The organism is Roseateles sp. (genome assembly GCF_031397715.1).
Lineage (GTDB): Bacteria > Pseudomonadota > Gammaproteobacteria > Burkholderiales > Burkholderiaceae_C > Paucibacter_A.
This window is the reverse complement of record NZ_JANNMI010000233.1, coordinates 1-21940: the sequence shown is the minus strand read 5'-3', so window position 1 is coordinate 21940 and position 21940 is coordinate 1. Positions and strand designations below refer to the sequence as shown.

General features: G+C 65.3%; 19 protein-coding genes and 1 pseudogene. 11 read left to right on the top strand and 9 right to left on the bottom strand.

Going from position 1 to position 21940, the window contains the following annotated elements; genetic code table 11:
• The 5 genes and pseudogenes from RMO57_RS10070 to RMO57_RS10050 form a co-directional block, all read left to right on the top strand.
• The coding region (locus tag RMO57_RS10070; RefSeq protein WP_310386233.1) for a PDDEXK nuclease domain-containing protein at positions 1-678 on the top strand (678 nt) is incomplete at its 5' end.
• Positions 679-691: 13 nt separating this feature from the next.
• Positions 692-1570, top strand: coding sequence for a restriction endonuclease subunit S (locus RMO57_RS10065; protein ID WP_310386236.1), 879 nt, complete (start codon positions 692-694; stop codon positions 1568-1570).
• Positions 1524-2387 (top strand): annotated as a pseudogene (locus RMO57_RS10060) (DUF3387 domain-containing protein); the annotation flags it as partial. The gene RMO57_RS10065 and the pseudogene RMO57_RS10060, both read left to right, overlap by 47 nt.
• A gap of 215 nt (positions 2388-2602) precedes the next feature.
• Positions 2603-3808, top strand: a complete 1206-nt coding sequence (locus RMO57_RS10055) for a GGDEF domain-containing protein (protein WP_310386229.1) — start codon at positions 2603-2605, stop codon at positions 3806-3808.
• A 90-nt stretch (positions 3809-3898) separates the two neighbouring features.
• The gene (locus tag RMO57_RS10050) at positions 3899-4606 is read left to right on the top strand and encodes a GNAT family N-acetyltransferase (RefSeq protein ID WP_310386227.1); all 708 of its coding nucleotides are present in this window, start codon (positions 3899-3901) and stop codon (positions 4604-4606) included.
• Positions 4607-4624: 18 nt separating this feature from the next.
• Here the strand turns inward: RMO57_RS10050 and RMO57_RS10045 are convergent, their stop codons facing one another.
• Both RMO57_RS10045 and RMO57_RS10040 read right to left on the bottom strand, forming a co-directional pair.
• On the bottom strand, positions 4625-5590 hold the full coding sequence (locus RMO57_RS10045) for a diguanylate cyclase (RefSeq protein WP_310386224.1): 966 nt from the start codon (positions 5588-5590) through the stop codon (positions 4625-4627).
• Complete coding sequence (locus tag RMO57_RS10040) at positions 5587-11241, bottom strand: PAS-domain containing protein (RefSeq protein ID WP_310386222.1); 5655 nt, start codon at positions 11239-11241, stop codon at positions 5587-5589. Before RMO57_RS10040 ends, RMO57_RS10045 begins: the two co-directional genes overlap by 4 nt.
• Before the next feature lie 165 nt (positions 11242-11406).
• Here RMO57_RS10040 and RMO57_RS10035 point away from each other — a divergent pair, with 165 nt between their 5' ends.
• From RMO57_RS10035 to eutC, 5 genes are all read left to right on the top strand, one after another.
• Positions 11407-11928 (top strand): endonuclease V, encoded by a 522-nt coding sequence (locus tag RMO57_RS10035; protein WP_310386221.1) that lies wholly within the window; start codon positions 11407-11409, stop codon positions 11926-11928.
• An 81-nt stretch (positions 11929-12009) separates the two neighbouring features.
• Complete coding sequence (locus RMO57_RS10030) at positions 12010-13251, top strand: acyltransferase (protein ID WP_310386219.1); 1242 nt, start codon at positions 12010-12012, stop codon at positions 13249-13251.
• A 329-nt stretch (positions 13252-13580) separates the two neighbouring features.
• Positions 13581-14027 (top strand): VOC family protein, encoded by a 447-nt coding sequence (locus RMO57_RS10025; protein WP_310386217.1) that lies wholly within the window; start codon positions 13581-13583, stop codon positions 14025-14027.
• Positions 14028-14045: 18 nt separating this feature from the next.
• Entirely contained in the window at positions 14046-15437 is a 1392-nt protein-coding gene (locus tag RMO57_RS10020; protein ID WP_310386215.1) for an ethanolamine ammonia-lyase subunit EutB, read from the top strand.
• A gap of 5 nt (positions 15438-15442) precedes the next feature.
• Positions 15443-16189, top strand: a complete 747-nt coding sequence (gene eutC / locus RMO57_RS10015; RefSeq protein WP_414896404.1) for an ethanolamine ammonia-lyase subunit EutC — start codon at positions 15443-15445, stop codon at positions 16187-16189.
• On the opposite strand, the gene RMO57_RS10010 is transcribed toward eutC, so the two are convergent.
• The 7 genes from RMO57_RS10010 to RMO57_RS09980 are packed head-to-tail and all read right to left on the bottom strand — an operon-like array spanning position 16134 to position 20358.
• Positions 16134-16517: a hypothetical protein gene (locus tag RMO57_RS10010; RefSeq protein WP_310386211.1), complete on the bottom strand. Its 384-nt coding sequence runs from the start codon at positions 16515-16517 to the stop codon at positions 16134-16136. The two genes, eutC and RMO57_RS10010, sit on opposite strands and share 56 nt — an antisense overlap.
• A complete protein-coding gene (locus RMO57_RS10005; RefSeq protein WP_310386209.1) occupies positions 16514-16684 on the bottom strand; it encodes a hypothetical protein in 171 nt (56 codons plus the stop codon). Before RMO57_RS10005 ends, RMO57_RS10010 begins: the two co-directional genes overlap by 4 nt.
• Before the next feature lie 14 nt (positions 16685-16698).
• Positions 16699-17106, bottom strand: a complete 408-nt coding sequence (locus RMO57_RS10000; protein WP_310386207.1) for a DUF393 domain-containing protein — start codon at positions 17104-17106, stop codon at positions 16699-16701.
• Positions 17103-18311, bottom strand: a complete 1209-nt coding sequence (locus tag RMO57_RS09995) for an FAD-binding domain-containing protein (RefSeq protein WP_310386205.1) — start codon at positions 18309-18311, stop codon at positions 17103-17105. Before RMO57_RS09995 ends, RMO57_RS10000 begins: the two co-directional genes overlap by 4 nt.
• Positions 18298-19869, bottom strand: coding sequence for a cryptochrome/photolyase family protein (locus RMO57_RS09990; RefSeq protein ID WP_310386203.1), 1572 nt, complete (start codon positions 19867-19869; stop codon positions 18298-18300). Before RMO57_RS09990 ends, RMO57_RS09995 begins: the two co-directional genes overlap by 14 nt.
• Positions 19862-20059 carry a DUF2256 domain-containing protein gene (locus RMO57_RS09985; RefSeq protein WP_310386201.1) on the bottom strand — a complete coding sequence of 66 codons (198 nt, stop codon included), beginning with the start codon at positions 20057-20059 and terminating at the stop codon, positions 19862-19864. The genes RMO57_RS09990 and RMO57_RS09985 overlap by 8 nt, the downstream gene beginning before the upstream one ends.
• Before the next feature lie 20 nt (positions 20060-20079).
• A complete protein-coding gene (locus tag RMO57_RS09980) occupies positions 20080-20358 on the bottom strand; it encodes a high-potential iron-sulfur protein (RefSeq protein ID WP_310386235.1) in 279 nt (92 codons plus the stop codon).
• Positions 20359-20560: 202 nt separating this feature from the next.
• Here RMO57_RS09980 and RMO57_RS09975 point away from each other — a divergent pair, with 202 nt between their 5' ends.
• A complete protein-coding gene (locus tag RMO57_RS09975; RefSeq protein WP_310386199.1) occupies positions 20561-21688 on the top strand; it encodes a MerR family transcriptional regulator in 1128 nt (375 codons plus the stop codon).
• The last annotated feature ends 252 nt before the right edge of the window (positions 21689-21940 follow it).

Sequence of the window (21940 nt, the reverse complement as noted above, 5' to 3'; positions counted from 1 at the left end):
GACGACCCCATGCAACGGGTCTTTTATGAAGCGCAAACTCTGCGCGGCAACTGGTCCGTGCGCGAACTCAAACGTCAAATCGCCACCCAGTATTACCAGCGCACCGGCCTCTCCACCGACAAGAAAGCCCTGTCAAGTCTGGCCCACGCCAAAGCCGAGCAGACCGCCCCGCAGCACATCATCCGCGACCCCTATGTGTTTGAATTCTTGGGCCTCAAGCCCCAGGAGGTGATGAGCGAAGGCCATTTGGAAGACGCCTTGCTCGACAAACTGCAAGCCTTCTTGCTGGAGCTGGGCCACGGCTTTTGTTTTGAGGCGCGGCAACAGCGCCTGCTCATCGGTGGCGAGCACTTCTTTGTGGATCTGGTTTTCTACCACCGCGTGCTCAAGTGCCATGTGCTGATTGAGCTGAAGAGCGATGCCTTCAAACACGAAAACCTGGGCCAGCTCAACGCCTATGTCAGCTATTACAAGCAACACCACATGACCGAGGGCGACCAGCCCCCCATCGGCATCTTGCTGTGCACACGCAAAAACACCGAGCTGGTGCAGTACGCCTTGGCCGATATGAGCAACCAGGTCTTTGTGTCGCGCTACCAGGTGCAGCTGCCGGGCAAGGCCGAGATGGCGGATTTTTTGCACAAGGCGGTGGAAGAGTTGGGGGGCGGGGATGAGTGAGTAATCTCAGTGGATCGAGCTGGAGCACGTTGCGGACTTTTCTTCCGGCGGCACCCCGAGCAAGTCCAACAACGAGTATTGGAATGGAAATATTCCGTGGGTTTCGGCAAAGGACATGAAGTCCCCAAGACTTCTGGACACCGAGGATCACATCTCTGACGTGGGTTTGGCGAACGGATCGCGCCTTGCTCCCGCCGGAGCAACCCTCATCTTGGTCCGTGGCATGACCTTGTTGAACGATGTGCCAATGTGTATCGCAAGCCGAGACATGGCGTTCAACCAAGACATCAAAGCACTCACGCCGAAGCACGGCGTGAGTGGAACTTATCTCAACTATGCACTGCGAGCGGCCAAGCCACAGTTGCTGGCTTCTGTTGATCTCGCCGGGCACGGAACCGGCAAACTTCCAACAGATATCCTGAAGTCAATTCGCATCTGGTTGCCCAATGTTGAGGAACAACAAAGGGTTGCTCGCATCCTAGAAGCGCTCGACGACAAGATCGAACTCAACCGTCGCATGAACAAAACGCTGGAAGCCATGGCCCGCGCCATCTTCCAGTCCTGGTTCGTCGATTTCGACCCCGTGCGCGCCAAGGCCAGCGGCGAGAGCCCCGACTCCATCTGCCAACGCCTGGGCCTAACCCCCGAACTCCTCGCGCTGTTTCCCGGCAGCTTCGAGGACTCAGAGCTTGGGGAGATTCCTGCGGCGTGGCGAGTTGGTTCGCTAGACGAGGTACTGGTTTTGCAGCGTGGCTTCGACTTGCCGGCACCGGATCGGACGCCAGGCAAGTTTCCAATACTCGCCGCCAGCGGACCAAGTGGTACACATCATGAATGCATGGCGCCTGGCGCTGCTCTTGCCGGCCGCCAACCATGTGCTGGGTCTGCATGAAGGCAAGCAACGTTGGGCCGATGTGGTGCTGGGCATCAGCAAGGCGTTTTCGCTCTGCGGCACGCTGGACGATGCGGCGCTGCTGCGTGAAGAGATTGCCTTCTTCCAAGCGATCAAAGCGGTGATTGCCAAGGCGACCACCTCGGAGGCCAAGCTGTCGGAAGAAGGCCGTAACGCGGTGCTCAAGCAGATTCTGGACAACGCGGTGGTGGCCGAGGGGGTGCAGGACATCTTCAAGCTGGCCGGGCTGGAGCGGCCGAACATCGGTGTTTTGTCCGATGCGTTTTTGGAAGAAGTACGCCGGCTGCCGCAGCGGAACTTTGCGGTGGAATTGCTGCAAAAATTATTGGCGGACCAGGTGAAATCACGCCTGCGAACCAATGTGGTGATGGAGCGCAAATTCAGCGAACGCCTGCAAGCTGCGCTGAACCGCTACCTGAGCCGCGCGGTCGAAAGTGCGCAGGTGATCGAAGAGCTGATTGCCATGGCCAAGGAGTTCCGCGAGGCGGCGCTGCGCGGTGACAGGCTGGGCCTCAACAGCGCGGAGATGGCTTTTTACGACGCGCTAACGGACAACGAGAGCGCAGTGCGCGAGCTGGGCGACGAGGCCTTGAAGAAGATTGCGGTGGAGATCACCGAGAAGCTGCGCAACAGCACCTCGGTGGACTGGCAAAAACGCGAGAGCATGCGCGCGCGCCTGCGCAACCTTGTGCGCATCACGCTGCGCCGCTACAAATATCCGCCGGACATGCAAGAAGAAGCGATTCGGCTGGTGCTGGAGCAGGCCGAGCGCCTGTCAGATGCCTGGACGAAGTAGCAGTCGTGTCTGTGCGAATGCTCGAACCCTGACTCGTGGGCAACCCTACGCGGCCGAGCAAGCTCGGCCTCAAGCAGACAAACTCATCGATCTCAACGGCGCCCTCCCTGGCGCCTCGTCACTTTGCCTCTTTATTGGATTCAGATTCTTAGACCAAGCCAAGCCAACCCGGCCAACCAGGATAGAGAATGCCCTATCTCCTCCAGCGAGCCGCCATGCAATTCGATAATCCCACCCTCTTCAATTTGCTGCTCTGGCAGGCACTCAGCTCGACCGCCCTGCTGGTGCTCTTGATGGGTTGGCGGCCCAGCGCGGCCGGGCAGCGCGCCCATGCCTTCATGGGCTTGCAGGCGCTGGGCTGGCTGTTGCTGGCGGCGGCCCAAGCCGGCCATGAGCGGCTGTGGCTCAGCCTGGCCTTGGCGGCCTTCAGCGCCAGCCTCAGCGCCTTGTGGTGGGCGCTGCAGCTTTGGCTGACGCCGCGTCCGGGGCGCGCGCTGGCCCTGCTGGCGCCGCTGCTGATGCCCTTGGTCTACGCTCTGCAGTTTGGTGACGTCGGTTTTCGCGGCGCCTGGGCCCACTATTGGCTGGCCCTGCAGCTGGGCCTGCTGGTGCTGAGTGTGGCGCTGCCCAGCAAGCCGGACCGGCTGCATTACGAGCGGGCCAAAGCGCCGGCCCATGTCTTGCCGGGTGCCGACACGCGGCGCTGGCGCTCGGTGCTGCTGGCGGCTTTTTTGCCGCTGCTGCTGATTTGCTTGGCGCGCGGCAGCGTCGGCGCGTTCGGCACGCTGGACCCAAACAGTCTGTTGGCCCCGCAGGCCATCAACACCGCCTTGGCCCTGGCGGCACTGTGGGGCTTGAGCCTGGCCGTGCTGGGCCTGGTCTTGGCCTGGCGCAGCGAAGTTGAGGCGGAGCTGGCGCGCTTGGCCCAGCTTGATGGCTTGACGGGCTTGAGCGATGGCCGCGCGTTTGCCGCCCGCTCGGTCGATATGCTGTCCAGCGCCCGCCGCCACCGGGAGCCGCTGGCCCTGATGCTGCTGGAGCTCGACAACTTCAAGGCCATTGAGGCTGAGCATGGCCAGGCCGGCGCGGAGCGCGCCCTGGTGCTGTTCAGCAGCTGCCTGCAGGCGCAGATGCGCTTGGGTGATTTGGCCGGGCGGGTCGGCCCAGAGAACTTCGGCCTGCTGATGGATCGCTGCGAGCCGCAAGGGCCGCAGGCGATGGACCAGCGCCTGCGCCAGGCCTTGAGCGCACGCACGCTGGTGGAGCTGGGCTTCACGCTCGACTACAGCGCCGGCTGGGCCAAGCTGCGCCATGGCGACCGCAATATCGACGACCTGATGCGGCGCGCCGAGACCGCGCTGTACGAGGCGAAGCGGGGCGGCCATGGGCGCCTGCAAGCCGAACCTGGGTTGGAGTGCTGACGAGGAGCCTGGCACGCCCCTTGCAAGGGTTTACGCTGCAGCAACGTTCACAAGACCTTGCTCGGCTCCTCACTTGCAAAGGCCACCTTGATGTTCAACTTCGCCAGCTTTCTAGCGCCCGGTCTGACCCAGAGCCTGCATTCCTTCGACGCTCATGCGGGCGCTCATGTGGGCGCTCACGCGGGCGCCTACAGCGGCACTCAAACCGGCCTGCATGCGGCGGCCGCGCAGTTGCAAGCACGCGCCGCGCCGGCCGGCGTTCGCCAACTCGGCAGCCAGGATTTGCAATGGCTGCCGGCGCTCTGTGATCTGCTGATCGACGGTGTGCACCGAGGCGCCAGCCTGGGCTTTCTGGCGCCGCTGTCGCGCTACGCGGCGCTGGAATACTGGCATGGCGTGTTCGCCCGCCTCGGCCCCCATCACAAGCTGTGGATCGCCTGCGCGGCATCCGCAGCGGGTGCCGGCGAGCAATTGCTGGGTGCGGTGCAGCTGTCGCTAGCCCCGAGTGCCAATGCGCACCACCGTGGTGAGGTGCAGGGTTTGATGGTGCACAGCCGGGCCCGCGGCCGCGGCGTGGCCAGCTTGCTGATGGCGCGGCTGGAATGCGCGGCGGCGGTGCAGGCACGCACGCTGCTGGTGCTGGAGGCCCCGTCGGGCTCGCAGGCCGAGGCCGTCTATGTGCATCTGGGCTGGCAGCGCGCCGGTGAAATCCCCGATTACGATGCCAGCGCCGACGGCAATCTGCAAGGCGCCTCGCTGTACTTCAAGCGGCTGAAGGCATTGACGGCGCCGCGCTAACTCGCCAACACAGCTGACCTAAAGCAGCGCCCCGCAAGCCCGGCCGCGGCCTTTGGACTTGGCCAAGTAGAGCTGCTGGTCGGCGGCCACGATCAGCTCCTCGGCCAAGCGGTTGCCCTGCGGGCACAAGCTCGCTACTCCCAGGCTGACGGTCAGCTGCGCGCAAACGTCGGACTTGGCGTGCGCGATATGGGCAGCCCGGATCGCCGCCTCCATCTCGTTGGCCAGGCACAAAGCGCCGGCCAAATCCGTCTCCGGCAAGATGCAGGCAAACTCCTCGCCGCCGTAGCGGCTGAGCAAATCTCCCGGGCGCTTGAGCTGGCCGCGCAGAGTGGCCGCCACCGCGCGCAGGGCCTCATCGCCGGCCAGATGGCCGTAATGGTCGTTGTAGCGCTTGAAGTAATCCACATCCACCACCATCAGCGACAGCATGCTGCGATTGCGCTTGGCACGTTGAAACTCCAGCGCCAGCCGCTCGTCAAAAAAGCGCCGGTTATAGACGCCGGTGAGGCCGTCGATGAAGACCATCTGGCGCAGCAAGTCGCCCTGCAATTTAAGCGTTAGATGGGTTTTGACACGGGCGCGGACCACCGCCGGATTGAAGGGCTTGGAGATGAAATCCACCGCGCCGATTTCCAGCCCCTGCGTTTCCACCAGCGGCTCGTTGTGCGCGGTCACAAACACCACCGGCAAGTCCTGCAGCGCGGCGTCCGCCTTGATCTGGCGGCAAACCTCAAAACCGTCCATGCCCGGCATCTGAATGTCCAGCAGCACCAGGTCGGGCCGCTGATCGCGGCAAAGCCCCAAGGCCTGCGGCCCGGAGGTCGCCATGAAGACCTGGTGGTCGGCCGCAAAAACTTGGTAGAGCGCCTGAATATTGACCGGCTGATCGTCAACGATCAGCAGCCTGGGCTTGCGGCCCAGCCGCAGCAGCGGGTCGAGCCTGTGCTCTTGCGGGTCGAGATAGAGCTGCGGTGTGATCACGCCGACCCCCGCGCGGCCAGCGCCGCGCACAAGCCCAGGGCGCGGTCAAACTGCAGCGCCGTCACGGCGGCATCCAGGGCGGCTTGCTGCGCGCCCAGCTGAGCGGCATGCCGCTCGCGTAAATGTGCGTAGGCATCGGTCGCGCCCATATCAAAGTCCCGCAGCAACTGCATTAACTGTTCCAGTGCCAATCTAAAGGCCTCGGCATCGGCCGGCGGCGCGACGGCCTGTGCGGCCGGCTTCAGACCCAGCAGCGCCAGATCGTCGGCCAATTTCAACATATCGCGGCAAGCCGCTTGAATATTTCTGTCCAGCTCACTCAACCACATGGCGCCGAGGTGGTCGCCGCGCTTCAACACCGTCTCGCCTTCGCTCCCCAATTCGGCCAGTTGCACACCCCCCAGCGTCGCCGCCAGGCCGCGGAAGGAATGCAGGGCCATGGCGGCGTCGTCGACGCGGGCTTCGGCCAGCAGCGCGGTCAGCTGAGCCGGCAGCGTGCGAGCGGATGCGGTGAAGCTGCGCACCATGCGGCCGAATAGCTCGGTCTTGCCCATGAAGCGGTCCATCGCCGCTTGCACGTCAAAGCCCTGCGCGCTGGCCCGCTCGCGCAGCGCCGGCGGCACGCTCAGGCTGGCAAATTGCTTCGGCGCGGTTGTTGTTGCGGCGGCGGCTGGCGCGACCACGGCCCGGCCGGTCAGGCGCAGCAACAGCGCCACCAGCTGCTCCAGATCAAAGGGCTTGCCGATATGCTCATTCATACCGGCGGCAAGACAAGCCTCGCGGTCGGAGGCCATTGCATTGGCCGTCATCGCCACAATCGGCAGGCCGCTCAAGCCCAGCTGCTTGCGGATGATGCCCGTGGCGGTGTAGCCATCCATCACCGGCATCTGCATGTCCATCAGCACGATGTCATAAATGCCGGCGTCGGCGCGCAGCAGATCAACGCCGACTTGCCCGTTGTCGGCCAGCTGCACGCGGGCACCGGCGTCTTCCAGCAGCTCTTGTGCAACCTGCTGATTGTTGGGGTTATCTTCGACCACCAAGATGCGCATGCCCTGCAAGGGCTTGGGCCCCTGTGCCGGCGCCGGCGGCACCGGTTTGATCGCTGCCGCAGCCTCGCCGCGTGCCGCCTGCACCGCCTCTTGCAGCATCAGCGCCGTCACCGGCTTGACTAGAAAACCGTCCAACAGGCTTCGCTCGGCATCGCTGCGCTGGGCCAGCATCTCGCGCCCATGCGCCGTCACCATGACCAGCAAGGGCGTGGCCTGCGCGCCGGCCAGCGCGCGCATACGCTGGGCGGTTTCGAAGCCGTCCATGGCCGGCATCTGCCAGTCGATCAACACCACGTCAAAGGCGCGGTCGGCCGCTACCTGGCGCTGCAGCAGCGACAGCGCGGCAGGCCCCGATGCGGCCAGCTCGACCTGCCACCCCAGCGCTTCGCTCAGGTGGCCCAGCACAGCCAGCGCGGTCGGGTTGTCGTCAACGATCAGGGCGCGCAGCGCCTTGGCCTGCGGGGCTTGGTCGGTCACGGCCGGCGCGGCCGCGCGCAGCATCTGCAGCCGGAAGGAGAAACAGCTGCCCTTGCCCAGTGCGCTCTCCAGCAGCAACTCGCCGCCCATCAGCTGCACCAGGCGCTGGCTGATCGCCAGCCCTAAGCCGGTGCCGCCGAAGCGCCGCGTGGTCGAGGCCTCGGCCTGCGCAAAGCCCGAGAAAATCAGCGTCTGATGCTCGGGCGCAATGCCGATGCCGGAGTCACGCACGGCGAACTCGATCTCCACCGCCCCGCCCCGCTCCGCCAACAAGCGGGCGCTGACGACCACCTCGCCGCGCGGCGTGAACTTGATCGCGTTGCCGGCCAGATTGATCAAGACCTGCTGCAAACGCATCGCATCGGCAGTCAAGATCGCCGGCAGGGCGCGGTCGATATCGAACAGCAGCTCCAGCGGCTTCGGGCCCACACTGGCCGACAAAATCACCGACAGGTCGCGCAGCAGCTGCTCCAGCGCAAAGGGCTGCGCGTCCAGCGTCATCTTGCCGGCCTCGACCTTGGAGAAATCCAGAATGTCATTCAACAAGCCCAGCAGTGAACGCGCGGCGCCCTCGGTCTTGCCGGCGTAGTCTTGTTGGCGGGTATTCAGCTCGGTCTTTTGCAAGAGCTTGAGCATGCCCAAAATTGCATTCATCGGCGTGCGGATTTCGTGGCTCATATTGGCCAGGAACTGGCTCTTGGACCGCGAGGCTTCCTCGGCCGCTTCGGTGGCCTGCATCAAATCGGTGATGTCGATGCGGAACCCCACCGTGTGGCCGTCATCCATCTTGCGCTCGATCACCCGCACCCAACGGCCGTTTTCGAGCTTTTGCACCAGCGTCGATCCACTGCTGCGGTGAATGGCCATGCGCTCCGCCACCCAGGCCTCGATGCGCCCTTCGGCGTCGCGGTGTTGCCCGCGCTCGGCGCCGCCACGAATGATTTCCTCAAAACTGGCGCCGGGCACGATCAGGTCGGCCGAGGCGGCATACATCTGCCGGTATTTTTCATTGCAAAACACCAGCCGGTCGTCCGGCCCGTAGAGCACAAAGGCCTCATTGACGGCATCGATGGCGCCGCGCAGCAAGGCCTCGGCGCGCCGCTGCGCGTCCTCCATCCGCTTGCGCTCGCTGACGTCGAAATAGGTGGTGACGAAGCCGCCCTCCGGCATCGGCGCACCGCGCACTTCGAGCGTCAGCCCGTTGGGCCGTTGGCGCTCGAAGTGGTGCAGGCTGGGGTGGCGCGCACGCTCGATGATCTGCGCCACGGTGGCCTCGATGTCGGGCCCGCCGCCGTATTCGCCGCGCGCCGCGTTGAAGCGGATGATGCTTTCGAAGGTGGTCGTCGGGCCCGCGAACAGACTGGCCGGAAAGTCCAGCATCTCAAGAAACTGCTGGTTATGGGCCAGCAATTTCAGATCGGCGTCGAACACACTCAGCGCGCAAGGCAGGTTGTCCAGCACGCTGCGCAAGACCGCATGGCTGCGCTTGATGTCGGCCGCCAGCAAGCGCTGCTGGGTCACATCTTGATAGGTACCGACCAGGCGCACCGCGCCGCTGTCGTCAAACACCGCCTCGCCGACCGAGCGCACCGACAGCTGGCGCCCCGAAGCGGTTTGCAGGCTGAGGTTCAAGTCCCAGGACTCACTCGCCTGCACCGCCAAACGCATCGCCTCCAGCAAGCGCTCGCGATCGGCGGCCGCAAAGTGGGACAGGGCCTGCTCGGAGGTGATGGGCTGATCGGGGTCAAGCTCATGCAAACGATAGGTCTGCGGTGACCAGGTCAAGGCCTGCGTGACGACATCAATCTCCCAGGCCCCCAGGCCCGCCAAGCGCTCGGCGCGGTCCAGCACCAATTGCTTGTGCTGCAGCAACTCGGCCGCCGCCTTGGCCGCGCTGATGTCCAGATGGGTGCCGGCAATCCAGAGCGGCTCGCCCTCGGCCGTGCGCTCGTACAGCTTGCCATGCGCCAGCACCCAGACCCAATGCCCGTCACGGTGGCGCATACGCAATTCACACTCGTAAAAAGCCGACTCGCCGAAGCTGTGCTGCATCAGCAAGGCACGCGCCTTCGGCAGATCGTCGGGGTGGCAGTTGTCGACCCAGGTGCTGACGTTCACCGGCGCCAAGTCCAGCAGTGAATAGCCCAACATCTCGGCCCAGCGATCATTCAGCCTGAGCTCGCCGCTGACCATATTCCAGTCCCAGGTGCCGGCGTTGGTGCCTTCGATGATGCGGTTCAGGCGCTCTTGCTGTTCGGCCAGCACGGTGGCCGAGCGCTTGGCGGCGGTGATGTCGGTGCGGATGGACACGTATTTCTGAATCCGACCGTCCTCCCTCAGCATGGGTGCAATGATGGTGTCGACCCAATAGAGGCTGCCATCCTTGGCGCGGTTACAGATCTCGCCATGCCAGGACTGGCCGGACGAAATTCTGAACCACATGGCATCCCAGAATTCGGCGCTGTGCTGACCCGAATTGACGATGCGGTGTGGGCTGCCCAACAACTCCGCTCGGCTGTAGCCGCTGATGCGACTGAAGGCCGCGTTGGCTTCGATGATCACGCCGTCGGCATCCGCCACCGACACAATGGCGTACTGATGAATGGTCGTCAGCAAGGCCTTGTTCTCGGCCAAGGCCAGCGCCAACCCCTGTTGATTGCGCTTGCGGTCACTGATGTCCAGACTGATTTCAATGAAACCAGAATGCCGACCTTGCGCATCAAAGACCGGCTGTACATCGGCCTCGACCCAATAGAGTTCACCGTCCGGGCGGCGGCGCCGGAACTCGGCACGCTGACCAACGCGGCTCAAGACCATCTCGGCCAAGCCATCGGGGACCAGGGACGCAAGCTCATCCGGCGCGCCGGTCGCCATCAACTCGGCCGCCCGCAAGCCAATCACATCCACAGGCGCGTAGCCGCTGATGCGGCTGAAGCCCTCATTGACCCAGGTGATCAGGCCCTGGGCATCACTGGCGATCACCGCATTGCTGGTGCCGCGCGCCACCCGGGCCAGGCGCTCCAGGTCGGCGGTCATGGCGCCGGCCTTGGCCTCGGCACGTGCCCTGCCGGTGATCAGCAGCCAGGCCGCAAAGGCCAGCAGCAGGGTCAAGACACCCCCGCCGGCCGCTATCCAGGTGGCCGTGTTCGAGCGCGCGCTGCGGTCAAATTCGGGCCTGCTGCGAGTCGCTACCGTCAGGCTGCGTCCTGCGAAGCTGAGGGCCCGGGCGGCCTTGTACTGCGCGGCCTGCGGCGGCCGTGCGTCGGATTGGTAGGCCACGCTGGTCGACTCTTCGGGCGGGCTGTCCAACAGCTCGAAATCAAGCTGGGCGTCAGCCACATCGCTGATACCGGCGAACAACTCTGCGGCGATCAGCGGAGCATAGACAAAACCCCGCAGCGCCTGCTCCCGCTGCGCCAGCGTGTTCGGTGTGACGCCGCGCTCATAGATCGGCAGCAGGAGCAAAAATCCCGGCCGCCTGGCGCTGTCCTGCACCAGTGAAATCCGCCCACTGAGGGTCTCGCCGCCGCTGCGCAGCGCGCGCTCGACGGCCTCACGCCGGATCGCCTCCTGGCCGATGTCGAAGCCCAGCGCTTCACTGTTCGAGGCCATCGGCTCAATGAATTTGATGACGAACAAATCGGCCTCTTGGCCGTTGCTGCGAACCTCAAAGTCGGGTGCGCCGTCGCGCCGCGTGGCCGCCACAAAGCGTTCAAGCTGCGGGCGCATGACGCGCTCGATAAAGCCAAAGCCGCGTACGCCGGGAAATTCAAGCGCCATTTGGCGCGACGCCACGTAATCCCGAAACTCAGCGCGCTCGACCTTGGCGCTGGCCGCAAACACACCGCGCGCGCCTTTCAGGCCGTACAAGGGCAGGCGCAGCCGGCGCTCGACCTCTACCTCAAGCCGCTCCGACAAACGCTCGAAACGGGCCTGCGCATCGCGCTGCGCCCGCACATGCTCGGCCTTGGCCAGCACATAGGTCAAGGCCACGCCGAGCAGCACGATCGCGGCAATCAGGTAGTTTTTGGCCCGCGCCACGTCGGGCCACGCAGCCAAACCGGCAGCTTTTGCCGACGCCAGCTGCGTTGTTTGTGAATCACCGAGTTCGAGGGCTTGCATCAACGGAATCGTACCTGTCTGAAAGGGCAGCGCGGGGCAGCGCCGGGCAGCGTTGCCGATGGTCGCTCAAACCGCGCTTGACCGGGGGCCGGAATAGCGGGGGAGTTCTGGGTCAGAAGACGTCGCCGACGCATTGCACAATGCGGCAAACAACCAGGGTCGGCCATGAAACTCGCCATCGATGTGCACTTTGACAATAGCAATGCCGCCCAGGTCGCCGCCGTCGCCTTTGAGGACTGGGCGGCGGCCGAGCCGACCCGCAGCTTCGTCTCGCGCATCGCTCAGGTGGAGAAGGCCGCACGCGGCGAGCTGGATCTGCGCGCCCTGCCCTGCATCATGCAATTGCTGCGCGAGCATGGGCTGGCAGCCGAGATGATCGAGCTGATCCTCATCAACGGCCTGGTGCACCTGGACGCACAGGAAACACCGGGCCTGGGGCTGCATCTGCATCACGCGCTGGGCGGACGCTGCGCCGTCATGGGGGTGTCCAAAACGGCGCCGCCCAACACCCCGGCCCAATTCGAGGTGCAGCGTGAAGAAGAAACCCGCCCGCTGATCGTCAGCTGCATCGGCATCGAGCTGGGGGCGGCAAAAGCGCGTTTGCGCGCCATGCACGGCCGCAAGCGCGTGCCGACCTTGTTGAAGTTGGTGGCGCGGTTGGCTAAAAATTCGCCGCTGGAACTCTGAACGGCGCCGCCTCACCCCAACCGAGATCCAGCTCGCCCCATTGGGCTTGCCCGCGCTGATAGCGGCGGCGATGCTGGGCGCATGAACACAAACTCGCTCAAACAAGACTCCCCGCCGCGCCAGTTCTTTCTCGACTGGCTGCGCATCCTGGCCTTCGCCCTGCTGGTGCCGTATCACGTCGGCATGTATTACGTGAGCTGGGACTGGCATATCAAAAGCCCCCATGCCACGGCAGCGCTGGAGCCACTGATGCAGCTGTTGTCGCCGTGGCGGCTGAGCCTGCTGTTCTTCATCGCCGGCGCGGTGCTGCAGATCGCGCTGCGCCAGCGGGCGGACGCCGGCGGGCTGGCTTTTCTCGGCCGGCGCACGCGGCGGCTGCTCTGGCCGCTGCTGTTCGGCATGCTGGTGGTGGTGCCGCCGCAGGCCTATTTCGAGGTGGTGGAGCAGCTCCACTACGCCGGCAGTTATGTCGACTTCATGCGCCTGTATCTGCGCGCCTATTCAGGCTTTTGCGATGCCGACGGCTGCCTGACCCTGCCGACCTGGAACCATCTTTGGTTCCTGCCCTATCTGCTGGTCTACACGGTGCTGGCCTGGGGCCTCATGCGCGTCGCGCCACAGTTGCTGGACCGCGCCGCCGCAAGCCTGGGCCGCGCTAGTGCGGTCGTGCTGCTGCTGGGTCTGGCCCTGCCCTTGATGTTTTCGCGCCTGACCCTGTTGGAGTTTGAGACCACCCACAACCTGGTGTGGGACTGGTACAACCACGCGCAGTCGCTGAGCGCCTTCATGCTGGGCCTGTTGCTGGCGCGCAGCGGGGGAGTCTGGGCCCGGCTGGCCGATCTGCGCTGGGTCGCGCTGCTGCTGGCTTTGACCGCCTGGGGCGTGCGGATGGGCTACTTCAGCTTCTTTGCCCAGCCCGAGCCGGCGCTGTTGCTGGTAGGTGCCTTGCGCCTGCTCTACGGCGCGATGCAATGGTGGGCGATCGCGGCGGCCTGCGGCTTTGCCTACCGCCATCTGAACGTCGACAGCCCGCTGCGCCGGGCGCTGTCGCCGGCCATCTTCTGCGTCTACATCCTGCACCAGACCGTCATCATCGTGCTGGCCCGCGCGCTGGCGCCGCTGCAACTGGCGCCGCTGGGTGAGGGTCTGCTCTTGATCGCGCTAACCTTGCTTGTCTGTGGACTGGCCTATCTGCTGCTGCGGCGACTGCCGCTGTTGCGCGGGGCTTTTGGTATCACGGCGGAACGCTCCCAGGCCGACGGCTTGAGTCGTCCGCCCGCCGAGGGGGTCAGACAAGCTCGGGGCGGCACTTCAATTTCTTGAGGCAAAAGCCTGAACCTGGGACCGCTAAAACCAACGCAAAGCCGGGCGCGAACAACCATCGTGAGCACCACGCCTCCACGCGGCAGGCGCGATCTAGCCATATTCGTCAGACCCGGAAGAATTTTTAGCCAGGATGGAGGGGATGAAAGGGATCAAGGTCGCTAGGCGAACAGCAATGAATCTTCCCAGCCCGGCCAGGGATTGCGTCAACCGGGCCATCAAGGCTCGGGGCCCGAGCAGTGCCGGCTTGCTGGCCCCGGCATGAAGAGCAGTAGCGCACCCGCGCCATCTGCCGCGACAATCCTCCCCAGACTCCCAAGGACAAGCCCATGAAATACCTGCACACGATGGTTCGCGTCACCGACCTCGACGCCTCGATGAAGTTCTACCGCGACGCGCTCGGCATGGTCGAGGTGCGCCGCAGCGAGCACGAGGCCGGCCGCTTCACGCTGGTCTATCTGGCCGCGCCCGGCAATGAGGCAGGCAAGTACCAGCCGCAAGTCGAGCTGACCTATAACTGGCCGGACGCCGACGGCAACAGCGAGGCCTACAGCGGCGGGCGCAATTTCGGCCACCTGGCTTTTGCCGTGCCCGACATCCATGCTGCCTGCCAGCGTCTGCTCGACCACGGCGTGGTGGTGGTGCGCCCGCCGCGTGATGGCCGCATGGCCTTTGTGCGCTCGCCCGACCTGATCTCGGTCGAGCTGTTGCAAGACGGCCCGGCGCTGACGCCGGCCGAGCCTTGGGTTTCGATGCCGAATATCGGCGGCTGGTAAATCAGTCAAAGCCCGGCGATGGGTTTCCAGGCCAGCGTCGGCGCGCTCAGTTACGGCTTCGCCGATCTGCGCGAGCTCTTGGCCAAGGCCTCGCCGGCCCGCTCGGGCGACAGTCTAGCGGGCCTAGCGGCCGAGACGGCGCAAGAGCGCGTGGCCGCTTGCCGAGCGCTGGCCGACGTGCCGCTGAGCCTGTTCTTGCATCAGCTGGTGATCCCCTATGAGACGGATCAAATCAGCCGCTTGATCATCGACAGCCATGACGCGGCCGCGTTTGCGCCGCTCGCTCACCTGAGCGTGGGGGCTTTGCGCGACTGGCTGCTGTCGGATGCGGCCACACCGGCCGCGCTGAGCGCGTTGGCGCCGGGGCTAACGCCCGAGATGGTCGCAGCTACAGCCAAGCTGATGCGCAACCAGGATCTGATCCTGGTCGCCAGCCGCTGCCACGTGGTGACCCGCTTTCGCTCGACATTAGGCCTGCCCGGCCACTTGGCCGTGCGCCTGCAACCGAACCACCCGACCGACAGCCCGGCCGGCATCGTCGCCAGCATGCTGGACGGCCTGATGTACGGCGCCGGCGACGCCGTCATCGGCATCAACCCGGCGGGCGACAGCGTGGCGGCGACAACGCGGCTCTTGCAACTGCTGGACGAGCTGATCCAGCGCCACCAGATCCCGACGCAGAGCTGCGTGCTGACGCATCTGACCAACACGCTGCAAGCGATTGAGGCGGGCGCGCCGGTGGACCTCGTGTTCCAGTCGATCGCCGGCAGCGAGGCGGCCAATCGCAGCTTCGGCATCGATCTGGCCCTGCTCGACGAGGCCCATGCGGCGGCGCTGTCGCTGGGACGCGGCCATCAGAACGTGATGTATTTTGAGACCGGCCAGGGCAGCGCGCTGTCCGCCAATGCGCATCACGGCGTCGACCAGCAGACTCTTGAAGCGCGCGCCTATGCGGTGGCGCGGCGCTACCGGCCGCTGCTGGTCAATAGCGTGGTCGGCTTCATCGGGCCGGAGTATTTGTTCGACGGCAAGCAGATCATCCGCGCCGGCCTGGAGGATCATTTCTGCGGCAAGTTATTGGGCCTGCCGATGGGCTGCGACATCTGCTACACCAACCATGCCGAGGCCGACCAGGACGATATGGACAACCTGCTGGTGCTGCTGGCCAGCGCGGGGCTAACCTTCATGATGGGCGTGCCGGGCGCCGACGATGTGATGCTGAACTACCAAAGCACCTCTTTTCACGACGCGCTGTTCGTGCGCAAACTGCTCGGCCTCAAGCGCGCACCCGAGTTCGAGGCCTGGCTGCAGGGCATGGGCATCACCGACGGCCAGGGCCAGCTGTTGCCGGCCGGCGCGCAGCGCTTGCTGGCCGATTCGCTAACGGCAAAGATTAGCGGTCTATCTTGACGGACGTGAACCTTGACCCGTGGGCCGCACTGCGCCGCCACACGCCGGCCCGAATCGGCATTGGCCGCGCCGGCACCAGCATGCCGACGCGCGAGCTGCTGGACTTCAACGCCGCCCATGCGCAGGCGCGCGACGCGGTTTTGCGGCCGCTGGATGTGGCCGCGCTAGGCGCTGATTTAAGCGGCGCCGGTTGGGCCTGGCTGAGCGTACAAAGCCGCGCCGCTGGCCGCGACATCTATTTGCGCCGCCCCGACCTGGGGCGCCGGCTAGATGAGCCTAGCCTGGAGCGCCTGCGCGCGCTGCCGCAAGAAGCGTTTGATCTTGTCGTCGTGCTGGGTGACGGCTTGTCGGCCGTCGCCACCCAAACCCATGCGCTGCCGCTGTTGAACCAGCTCAAGCAGGCGTTCGGCGGTCAGTTGCGGATCGGCCCGCTGCTCATTGCCACGCAGGCGCGCGTGGCCCTGGGCGATGAGATCGGCGCGGTGCTGGGCGCCCGGGCGGTGTTGGTGCTCTTGGGCGAGCGGCCGGGTTTGAGTTCACCCGACAGCCTGGGTGCCTATCTGACCTTTGGCCCGGCCCTCGGCCGCAGCGACGCCGAGCGCAACTGCGTCAGCAATATCCGCCCGGCCGGCTTGGTGCCCGAGCTGGCGGCCCAGCGCCTGGCTTGGCTGCTGCGCGAGGCCTTACGCCGGCGCGTCAGCGGGGTGGCTTTGAAGGATGACAGCGAGTTGGACTTTCTGGGTCAACGCTAGGCGGCGCGTCTTCACGACCCGGCGGCGGGTAGGCGTCGGCCACATAGGCCGGGCCCTTCATCACCATCACCAGCACGCAGCCAATGCCCACCGTCAGCACCAGCGTCCAGTGCAGCATCACCAAGCCCATCAGGCGGTAGCTGGTCAGCAGCAAATCACGGTCTGCGGCGGAGGTCAATTGCTCGGGCACCGCCCACCAGCATGCCAAGGCCAGCAAGCCCGGAATCACCGTGCCGACCCACAGAATGCGCGGCAGACGCTGCCAGATCGCCCATTCCAGCCCGGGCGGCGAGCGCTGAAAGCCGGGCAGTTTGTTCAGCCAGTTCATGGGGCTTGTTCGTTAGGTGCATTGAGCGCCATGGGCTCGGCGCGCTCTGGCTGAATCGCCGGCGCCGCGCTCATTTTCTGCCCGTCCCATTGCTGGCCGCACCAGCAACGACCCGCCGGGTCGATGATGCAAGTGCCACTGCCGCAGCAGCGAGGATCCTCGTTCATGGCTCATTACTCCTTCAAAGCTGCCCGCGCTCAGGCTTGTCGAAACGCCTCACAACTCGCTGCAGCGTCGGCCGCAGATGCAGAAATCCACGATACGCCCGCTCCATCACCCAGGCAAGGCCGGGCACGCGGCCCAGCTTGGCCAACCAGCGCCAGCCCGGCAGCGTCGCCCACAGCGCCAGAAAAGCCTGTGCGCCGCTGAGCAAGCGGCCATCGACGGCCTGCACATGAAAGCGCGCCATCAGCTGCTCGCGCGTGCTGCCGGGAGGCAACTGAGTGGCAGAGTTGCTGACGTCGGCAAAGCAAAGCGGCTCGGTCGATGCCAAGCCCTGGTAGACGCCGATCTCGCGCCGGCACAGCGGGCAAGCGCCGTCATAGAGCACGGTCAGCGCGGCGGGCTGTTTTTGTTGGGTGTCCATCATGCGGGCTCAGGTCTTGAGGGCAGCAGCTCGGCCGCGGTTTTCAGGCCACGGGTGCTGCGCGTCCACCATTGAGAGAAAGAGTTGCAAGGCTGCGCCACAGCCGGAAACAGCGCAGGTGCGTCAGCGCAGTCGGCCAAGCTGCTCAGCCACGGCCGCAGATGCGGCTCGGCCACGCTGCGCACGCGCCGGCTGCCGACCAAGGCAGCGCCGATGTCGGCCGCCTGGCCATGCCAGCATTGCATCTGTCTGCCGGCGGCCAACTCGGCCACTCGCTGCGCCACAAAGCGCCAGCGCCGCTCGCTCCACGGCCAGGCCGCGTGAAAGTCACTGAGCAGCACCAACACCAGCGCGGTGTCGGGCGGCAACTCGGCCGGCAATTCGCCCAAGCTCCAGGGGTGCAGCAGCCAGACTTCGCGGCCCTGCACGAAGGCGGCTTCCGGGCTGCGAGCACCCAGATCTGCCGGCGGCTGCGCGCTCAGCACCGGCTCCAGCGTGCCGGCCAACCGGGCGCCCGGCGCGGGCCGAACGGCCTTGGTCTGGCGCGCCAGCCGGTCCAGTTCTTCATAGCTGCAGTCGATCACCGTGCCGGGACTGTGCCAGGCCGGCGGGGCATAACGGGCCACATTATCGGCATTGAAAAGATAAGGCTTGCCGCTGCCGGTGCCGGCCACCCATTGCCAGCTGAGGTGGTTGCTGGCCAGGTCACCATCGAGCAAATGCGCATACAACCAATCGGCGGCGCAGCGCCAATGCAGTTTGCGGATGTGCACGCAATAGCTGGCCAACCACATGCGGGCATGGTTGTGCAGCATGCCGGTGGCGTAGAGCGTACGCACGGCTTCGTCGATCACGGGCAGGCCGGTGCGGGCTTGGCGGATGTCCTCGGGCAGCGTCAGTGCGTAGGCGCTGGCAGGCAGCGGCCCTGCGTGAAGGTCGCTCAGAACCGCGTCACCGCGCTGCTGCCAGACATGGCGAAAAAACTCCCGCCAGCCCAGCTCGAAAACGAATTTGTGCTGAATGTCCAGCGGCTCGCGCGCCAACACGCCGGCCAGCACCGCGGGCAAGCTCAGCAGGCCGTGGGTGATGTAGGGCGACAAGCCGGTTACCGCGCCATTCAGCGCATTGCGGCTGCGCGCATAAGCGGCAGGCTGCACGGCGCCCAGGCGCGCACACGCAGCGGCCCGCGTGGCTTCAAACGCCGGCATGGGGCAGCGCTCCAACTTCGCCGCGCCGAATCGACTCGGCGCGGGATTGCACCGCTTGGCGCTCGTCGACACTCAGGCGCGCCAGGTTTTTGACCTGCAGCGCCATGCGCGGGTTCTTGGCCATGGCCGGCTCGTGACGCATCAAAAAGTCCCAGTACAGCGTGGTGAAGGGGCAGGCTTTGGCGCCGGTGCGCTGGGCCGGGTCGTAGCGGCAGCCCTTGCAGTGCGGGCTCATGCGGTCTATGTATTTGCCAGTGGCGATATAGGGCTTGCTGCCCATCACGCCGCCGTCGGCGTATTGGCTCATGCCCAGGGTATTGGGCAGCTCGACCCACTCCACCGCGTCCACATACATGGCCAAATACCATTCGTGCACGGCTTGCGGCCTGACGCCCAACATCAGCGCATAGCCGCCGGTCACCATCAGGCGCTGGATATGGTTGGCATAACCATGCGTCAAGGTCTGCGTGATGGCGTCGCGCAAGCAGGCCATATCGGTGGCGCCGCTCCAGTACCAGGCCGGCAGTTCTTGCTGGGCATCCAGCGCGTTGCGCACCAAGTAGCCCGGCATCTGCAGCCAATAAATGCCGCGCACATATTCGCGCCAGCCCAGAATCTGCCGCACAAAGCCTTCCACGCTGGTCAGCGGCGCGGCCCCGGCCTCAAACGCCGCCACTGCCGCCGCCACCACCTCGCGCGGATTCAAGAGCTTGAGGTTCAGCGCGGCCGACAGATGCGCGTGATACAGCCAGGGGTCAGCGGGCCAGATCGCGTCTTGGTAGCGGCCGAACAGCGGCAGGCGCTCGGTGATGAAGGCATTCAAGGCCTGCAGCGCCTGAGGTCGGGTCAGCGGCCAGGCGAAGCTGGCCAAATTGCCGGAGTGATGGGCAAAGCGGCGCTCCACCAGCGCGATCACCTCACGCGTGACTTGATCGGGCTCGAAGCGACTGCGCGTCGGCAACAGCCCCGGTCCCTCGGCGCCGAAAGCGCCGCGGTTTTCGGCGTCGAAATTCCATTGCCCGCCCACCGGCGAGCCGGCCTGTGCGGGGTCCATCAGGATCTGGTGCTTTTTGCGCTGCTCGCGGTAGAAGAATTCCATGCGCAGCGATTTGCGCCCGCGTGCGTGCTCGGCAAAATCGCGCACGCTGCTGAAAAAATGCCGGTCTTCGCGGATCTCAAGCGGCAGGCCGCAGCTTTGGGCGGCGGCTTTGAGCGCTTGCAGCACGCGCCAGTCGCCGGGCGCCGTCATCACCAAATGGTTGGGCTTCAGGCGGGCCACGTCCGCCAGCAGCTGCGCAGCCAAGCTGCCGACGTTGCCGGGGTCCTCCAGCCGCATGTAATGCAGTGGACGGCCAGCTTCGTGCAAGCTGAGGGCGAAATGCCGCATCGCTGCCAGGAACATCACGATGCGCGGTTTGTTGGAGGCGACATGCGTGGACTCGTCCGCGACCTCGGCCATCCACACCGCGTCCTGCGCGGCATCGAAGCCGTCAAAAGCGGCGGCCTCCAGGTCCAGCTGATCACCCAAGACCAGCACCAGCGTGCGCAGCTCAGCCATGCACGGACTTGCTGCCCTGGTTGCCCTGGTTGCCCTTACCCCGGCGGCAAGCGTCGGAGCAATACTTGACCTCGGCCCAGTTCTTGGCCCAGCACTTGCGCCAAGTCATGGCGCGCGCGCAGGCCACGCAGAGCTTGGACGGCAGTGCCGCCTTGTTGCCGCGAAACGATGGGGGATGTGTCGTGGTCACGGCAACCGAATCTGCGGTTATTAAGCCTTCTTGGCCCAGGCGCTGCACCAACCGGCTGCGGTCACTTGCTTGCCTGCAAACAGGGGGCAGCCACCGGCCTTGTCGCCGGCCTTGCCCTGATACAGCGCGCAATTAGCGCAGTTTTGCCCGGCTGCAAACTTGGGGAACTTCTTCGCGTCGACGCGCTTGGCGTCGGCCACATAGCCCAGCGCGACCGCCTGGGCGTCTTTCTCGTCCAGCATCGCTTGCGCGAAGGCCGCGGAGGTACCGAGGGCGGCGGTAGACGCGGCGACGGTCATCAAAAATACACGGCGTTGCATGGTTTGTTGCGTTGAGTGGGTCATGGGATGCTCCTTGCGATGGCTAATGAGGGTGTTTCAGAGGACCCGTTCCTCCGCCTTGCAGCATAGGTCATTTCGCGTCAAAGTATCGTCAAATAGTTATCTCCGACTAATTGAATCCGATAATCGGAGTCAAATACGCTTCAAATACAATTCGGCGATGAGTTCAAACGAAAACCCGGAAACCAGCGAAGCCACGGCCAGATACCGCAGCGGCGCGGTCGCCCGTATGTTGCGCATGCCGGTGGCCACGCTGCGGGTGTGGGAGCGCCGCTACCGGCTTACTCAGGTGGAGCTAAGCGCCAGCGGGCAGCGCCTGTACACGGCCGGCGATGTGCAGCGCCTGGCCTTGTTGAAGCGCTTGAGCGACCTCGGCCACGCCATCGGCAGCTTGGCGGCGCTGAGTCAGCGACAGCTGCAAGACGTGGCCGCCACCCATGCGGGCGCCCTGGCCGACCAGCAGCCTGCCCGCGCTGCGCTTGACGAGGCAGTTACGGCCCGCCCGCGCTTGCGGGTGGCGGTCATCGGCATGGCGCTGACCGCGCGCCTGCACTCACCCGCCCTGCTGCGCGGCCTGGGCCGGCCGGTGCAATGGCTGGGCCCGTTTGAAGACGCCGCGCACGCCCAGGCCACTTTGGCTGACCAGCCGGTCGATCTCTTGTTGCTGCAGCAGGGGAGGCTGCATGAGACTTGGCCGAGCGAGTTGCAGGCGGCCGCGCCGCGCTTGGCGACCTTGCCGATCGCTCTGCTCTACCGTTTTGCCAGCGACAAGCTCTGCGACGACTTGGCCAGCGCCGGCACGGCGCTGCTGCGCGAGCCGCAAAATGACAGCACGCTGGGGCAGTGGCTGGGCGGCGTGGTTGGCGACGCGGCGGCCGACGCACAGTCAGACACGCGGGCCGACATGAGCGGCGGTATGAGTGGCGGTATGAACGGCGACATGAGTGGCGATATGAGCGGCGGTATGAGTGGCGGAACGGCCAGCAGCCCAATTCCGGCGCGGCGCTGGGATGATGCGGCGCGGACCGACTTCGCCAGCCTGGCCTCCACCGTCGCCTGCGAATGCCCGCGCCATGTGGCCGAGTTGCTGCTGCAACTCGGCCACTTTGAGGCCTACAGCGCCGAGTGCGAGGACCGCAGCCCGGCCGACGCGCAACTACACCGTTATTTGCGCCGAGTCGCGGCCGAGTCGCGCGCCAGCTTTGAAGCCGCCTTGGAACACATCGCCCTGCATGAAGGCTTGGTGCTACCGCCAAGCTCGCAGGCGAGGGCAAAGCCCCGTGCCTAAGTGCATTGCGCGAGCGGCCTGCAGACTTCGCGCCGGCCGCCTATGCTCAGCGTCATTCGATTGCAAAGGAAAGCCACCATGTTCCGCTCCCTGTTTGTTTTACTGTTTGCCCTGACCAGCCCACAAATGAGCCACGCCATTGAAGAGCCCGGCTATGAAGTCGTCAAAACGCTGGGCAATGTCGAGCTGCGCCAGTACGCGCCCTATGTAGTGGCCGAAGTGCTGCTGCAAAGCACGGCGGAGGCGGCCGGC

Coding starts and splice junctions, on each gene's coding strand:
- RMO57_RS10055 (WP_310386229.1), top strand. CDS start 2,603: ATGCAATTCGATAATCCCACCCTCTTCAATTTGCTGCTCTGGCAGGCA.
- RMO57_RS10050 (WP_310386227.1), top strand. CDS start 3,899: ATGTTCAACTTCGCCAGCTTTCTAGCGCCCGGTCTGACCCAGAGCCTG.
- RMO57_RS10040 (WP_310386222.1), bottom strand. CDS start 11,241: ATGCAAGCCCTCGAACTCGGTGATTCACAAACAACGCAGCTGGCGTCG.
- RMO57_RS10035 (WP_310386221.1), top strand. CDS start 11,407: ATGAAACTCGCCATCGATGTGCACTTTGACAATAGCAATGCCGCCCAG.
- RMO57_RS10030 (WP_310386219.1), top strand. CDS start 12,010: ATGAACACAAACTCGCTCAAACAAGACTCCCCGCCGCGCCAGTTCTTT.
- RMO57_RS10025 (WP_310386217.1), top strand. CDS start 13,581: ATGAAATACCTGCACACGATGGTTCGCGTCACCGACCTCGACGCCTCG.
- RMO57_RS10020 (WP_310386215.1), top strand. CDS start 14,046: ATGGGTTTCCAGGCCAGCGTCGGCGCGCTCAGTTACGGCTTCGCCGAT.
- RMO57_RS10010 (WP_310386211.1), bottom strand. CDS start 16,517: ATGAACTGGCTGAACAAACTGCCCGGCTTTCAGCGCTCGCCGCCCGGG.
- RMO57_RS10005 (WP_310386209.1), bottom strand. CDS start 16,684: ATGAACGAGGATCCTCGCTGCTGCGGCAGTGGCACTTGCATCATCGAC.
- RMO57_RS10000 (WP_310386207.1), bottom strand. CDS start 17,106: ATGATGGACACCCAACAAAAACAGCCCGCCGCGCTGACCGTGCTCTAT.
- RMO57_RS09995 (WP_310386205.1), bottom strand. CDS start 18,311: ATGCCGGCGTTTGAAGCCACGCGGGCCGCTGCGTGTGCGCGCCTGGGC.
- RMO57_RS09990 (WP_310386203.1), bottom strand. CDS start 19,869: ATGGCTGAGCTGCGCACGCTGGTGCTGGTCTTGGGTGATCAGCTGGAC.
- RMO57_RS09980 (WP_310386235.1), bottom strand. CDS start 20,358: ATGACCGTCGCCGCGTCTACCGCCGCCCTCGGTACCTCCGCGGCCTTC.
- RMO57_RS09975 (WP_310386199.1), top strand. CDS start 20,561: ATGAGTTCAAACGAAAACCCGGAAACCAGCGAAGCCACGGCCAGATAC.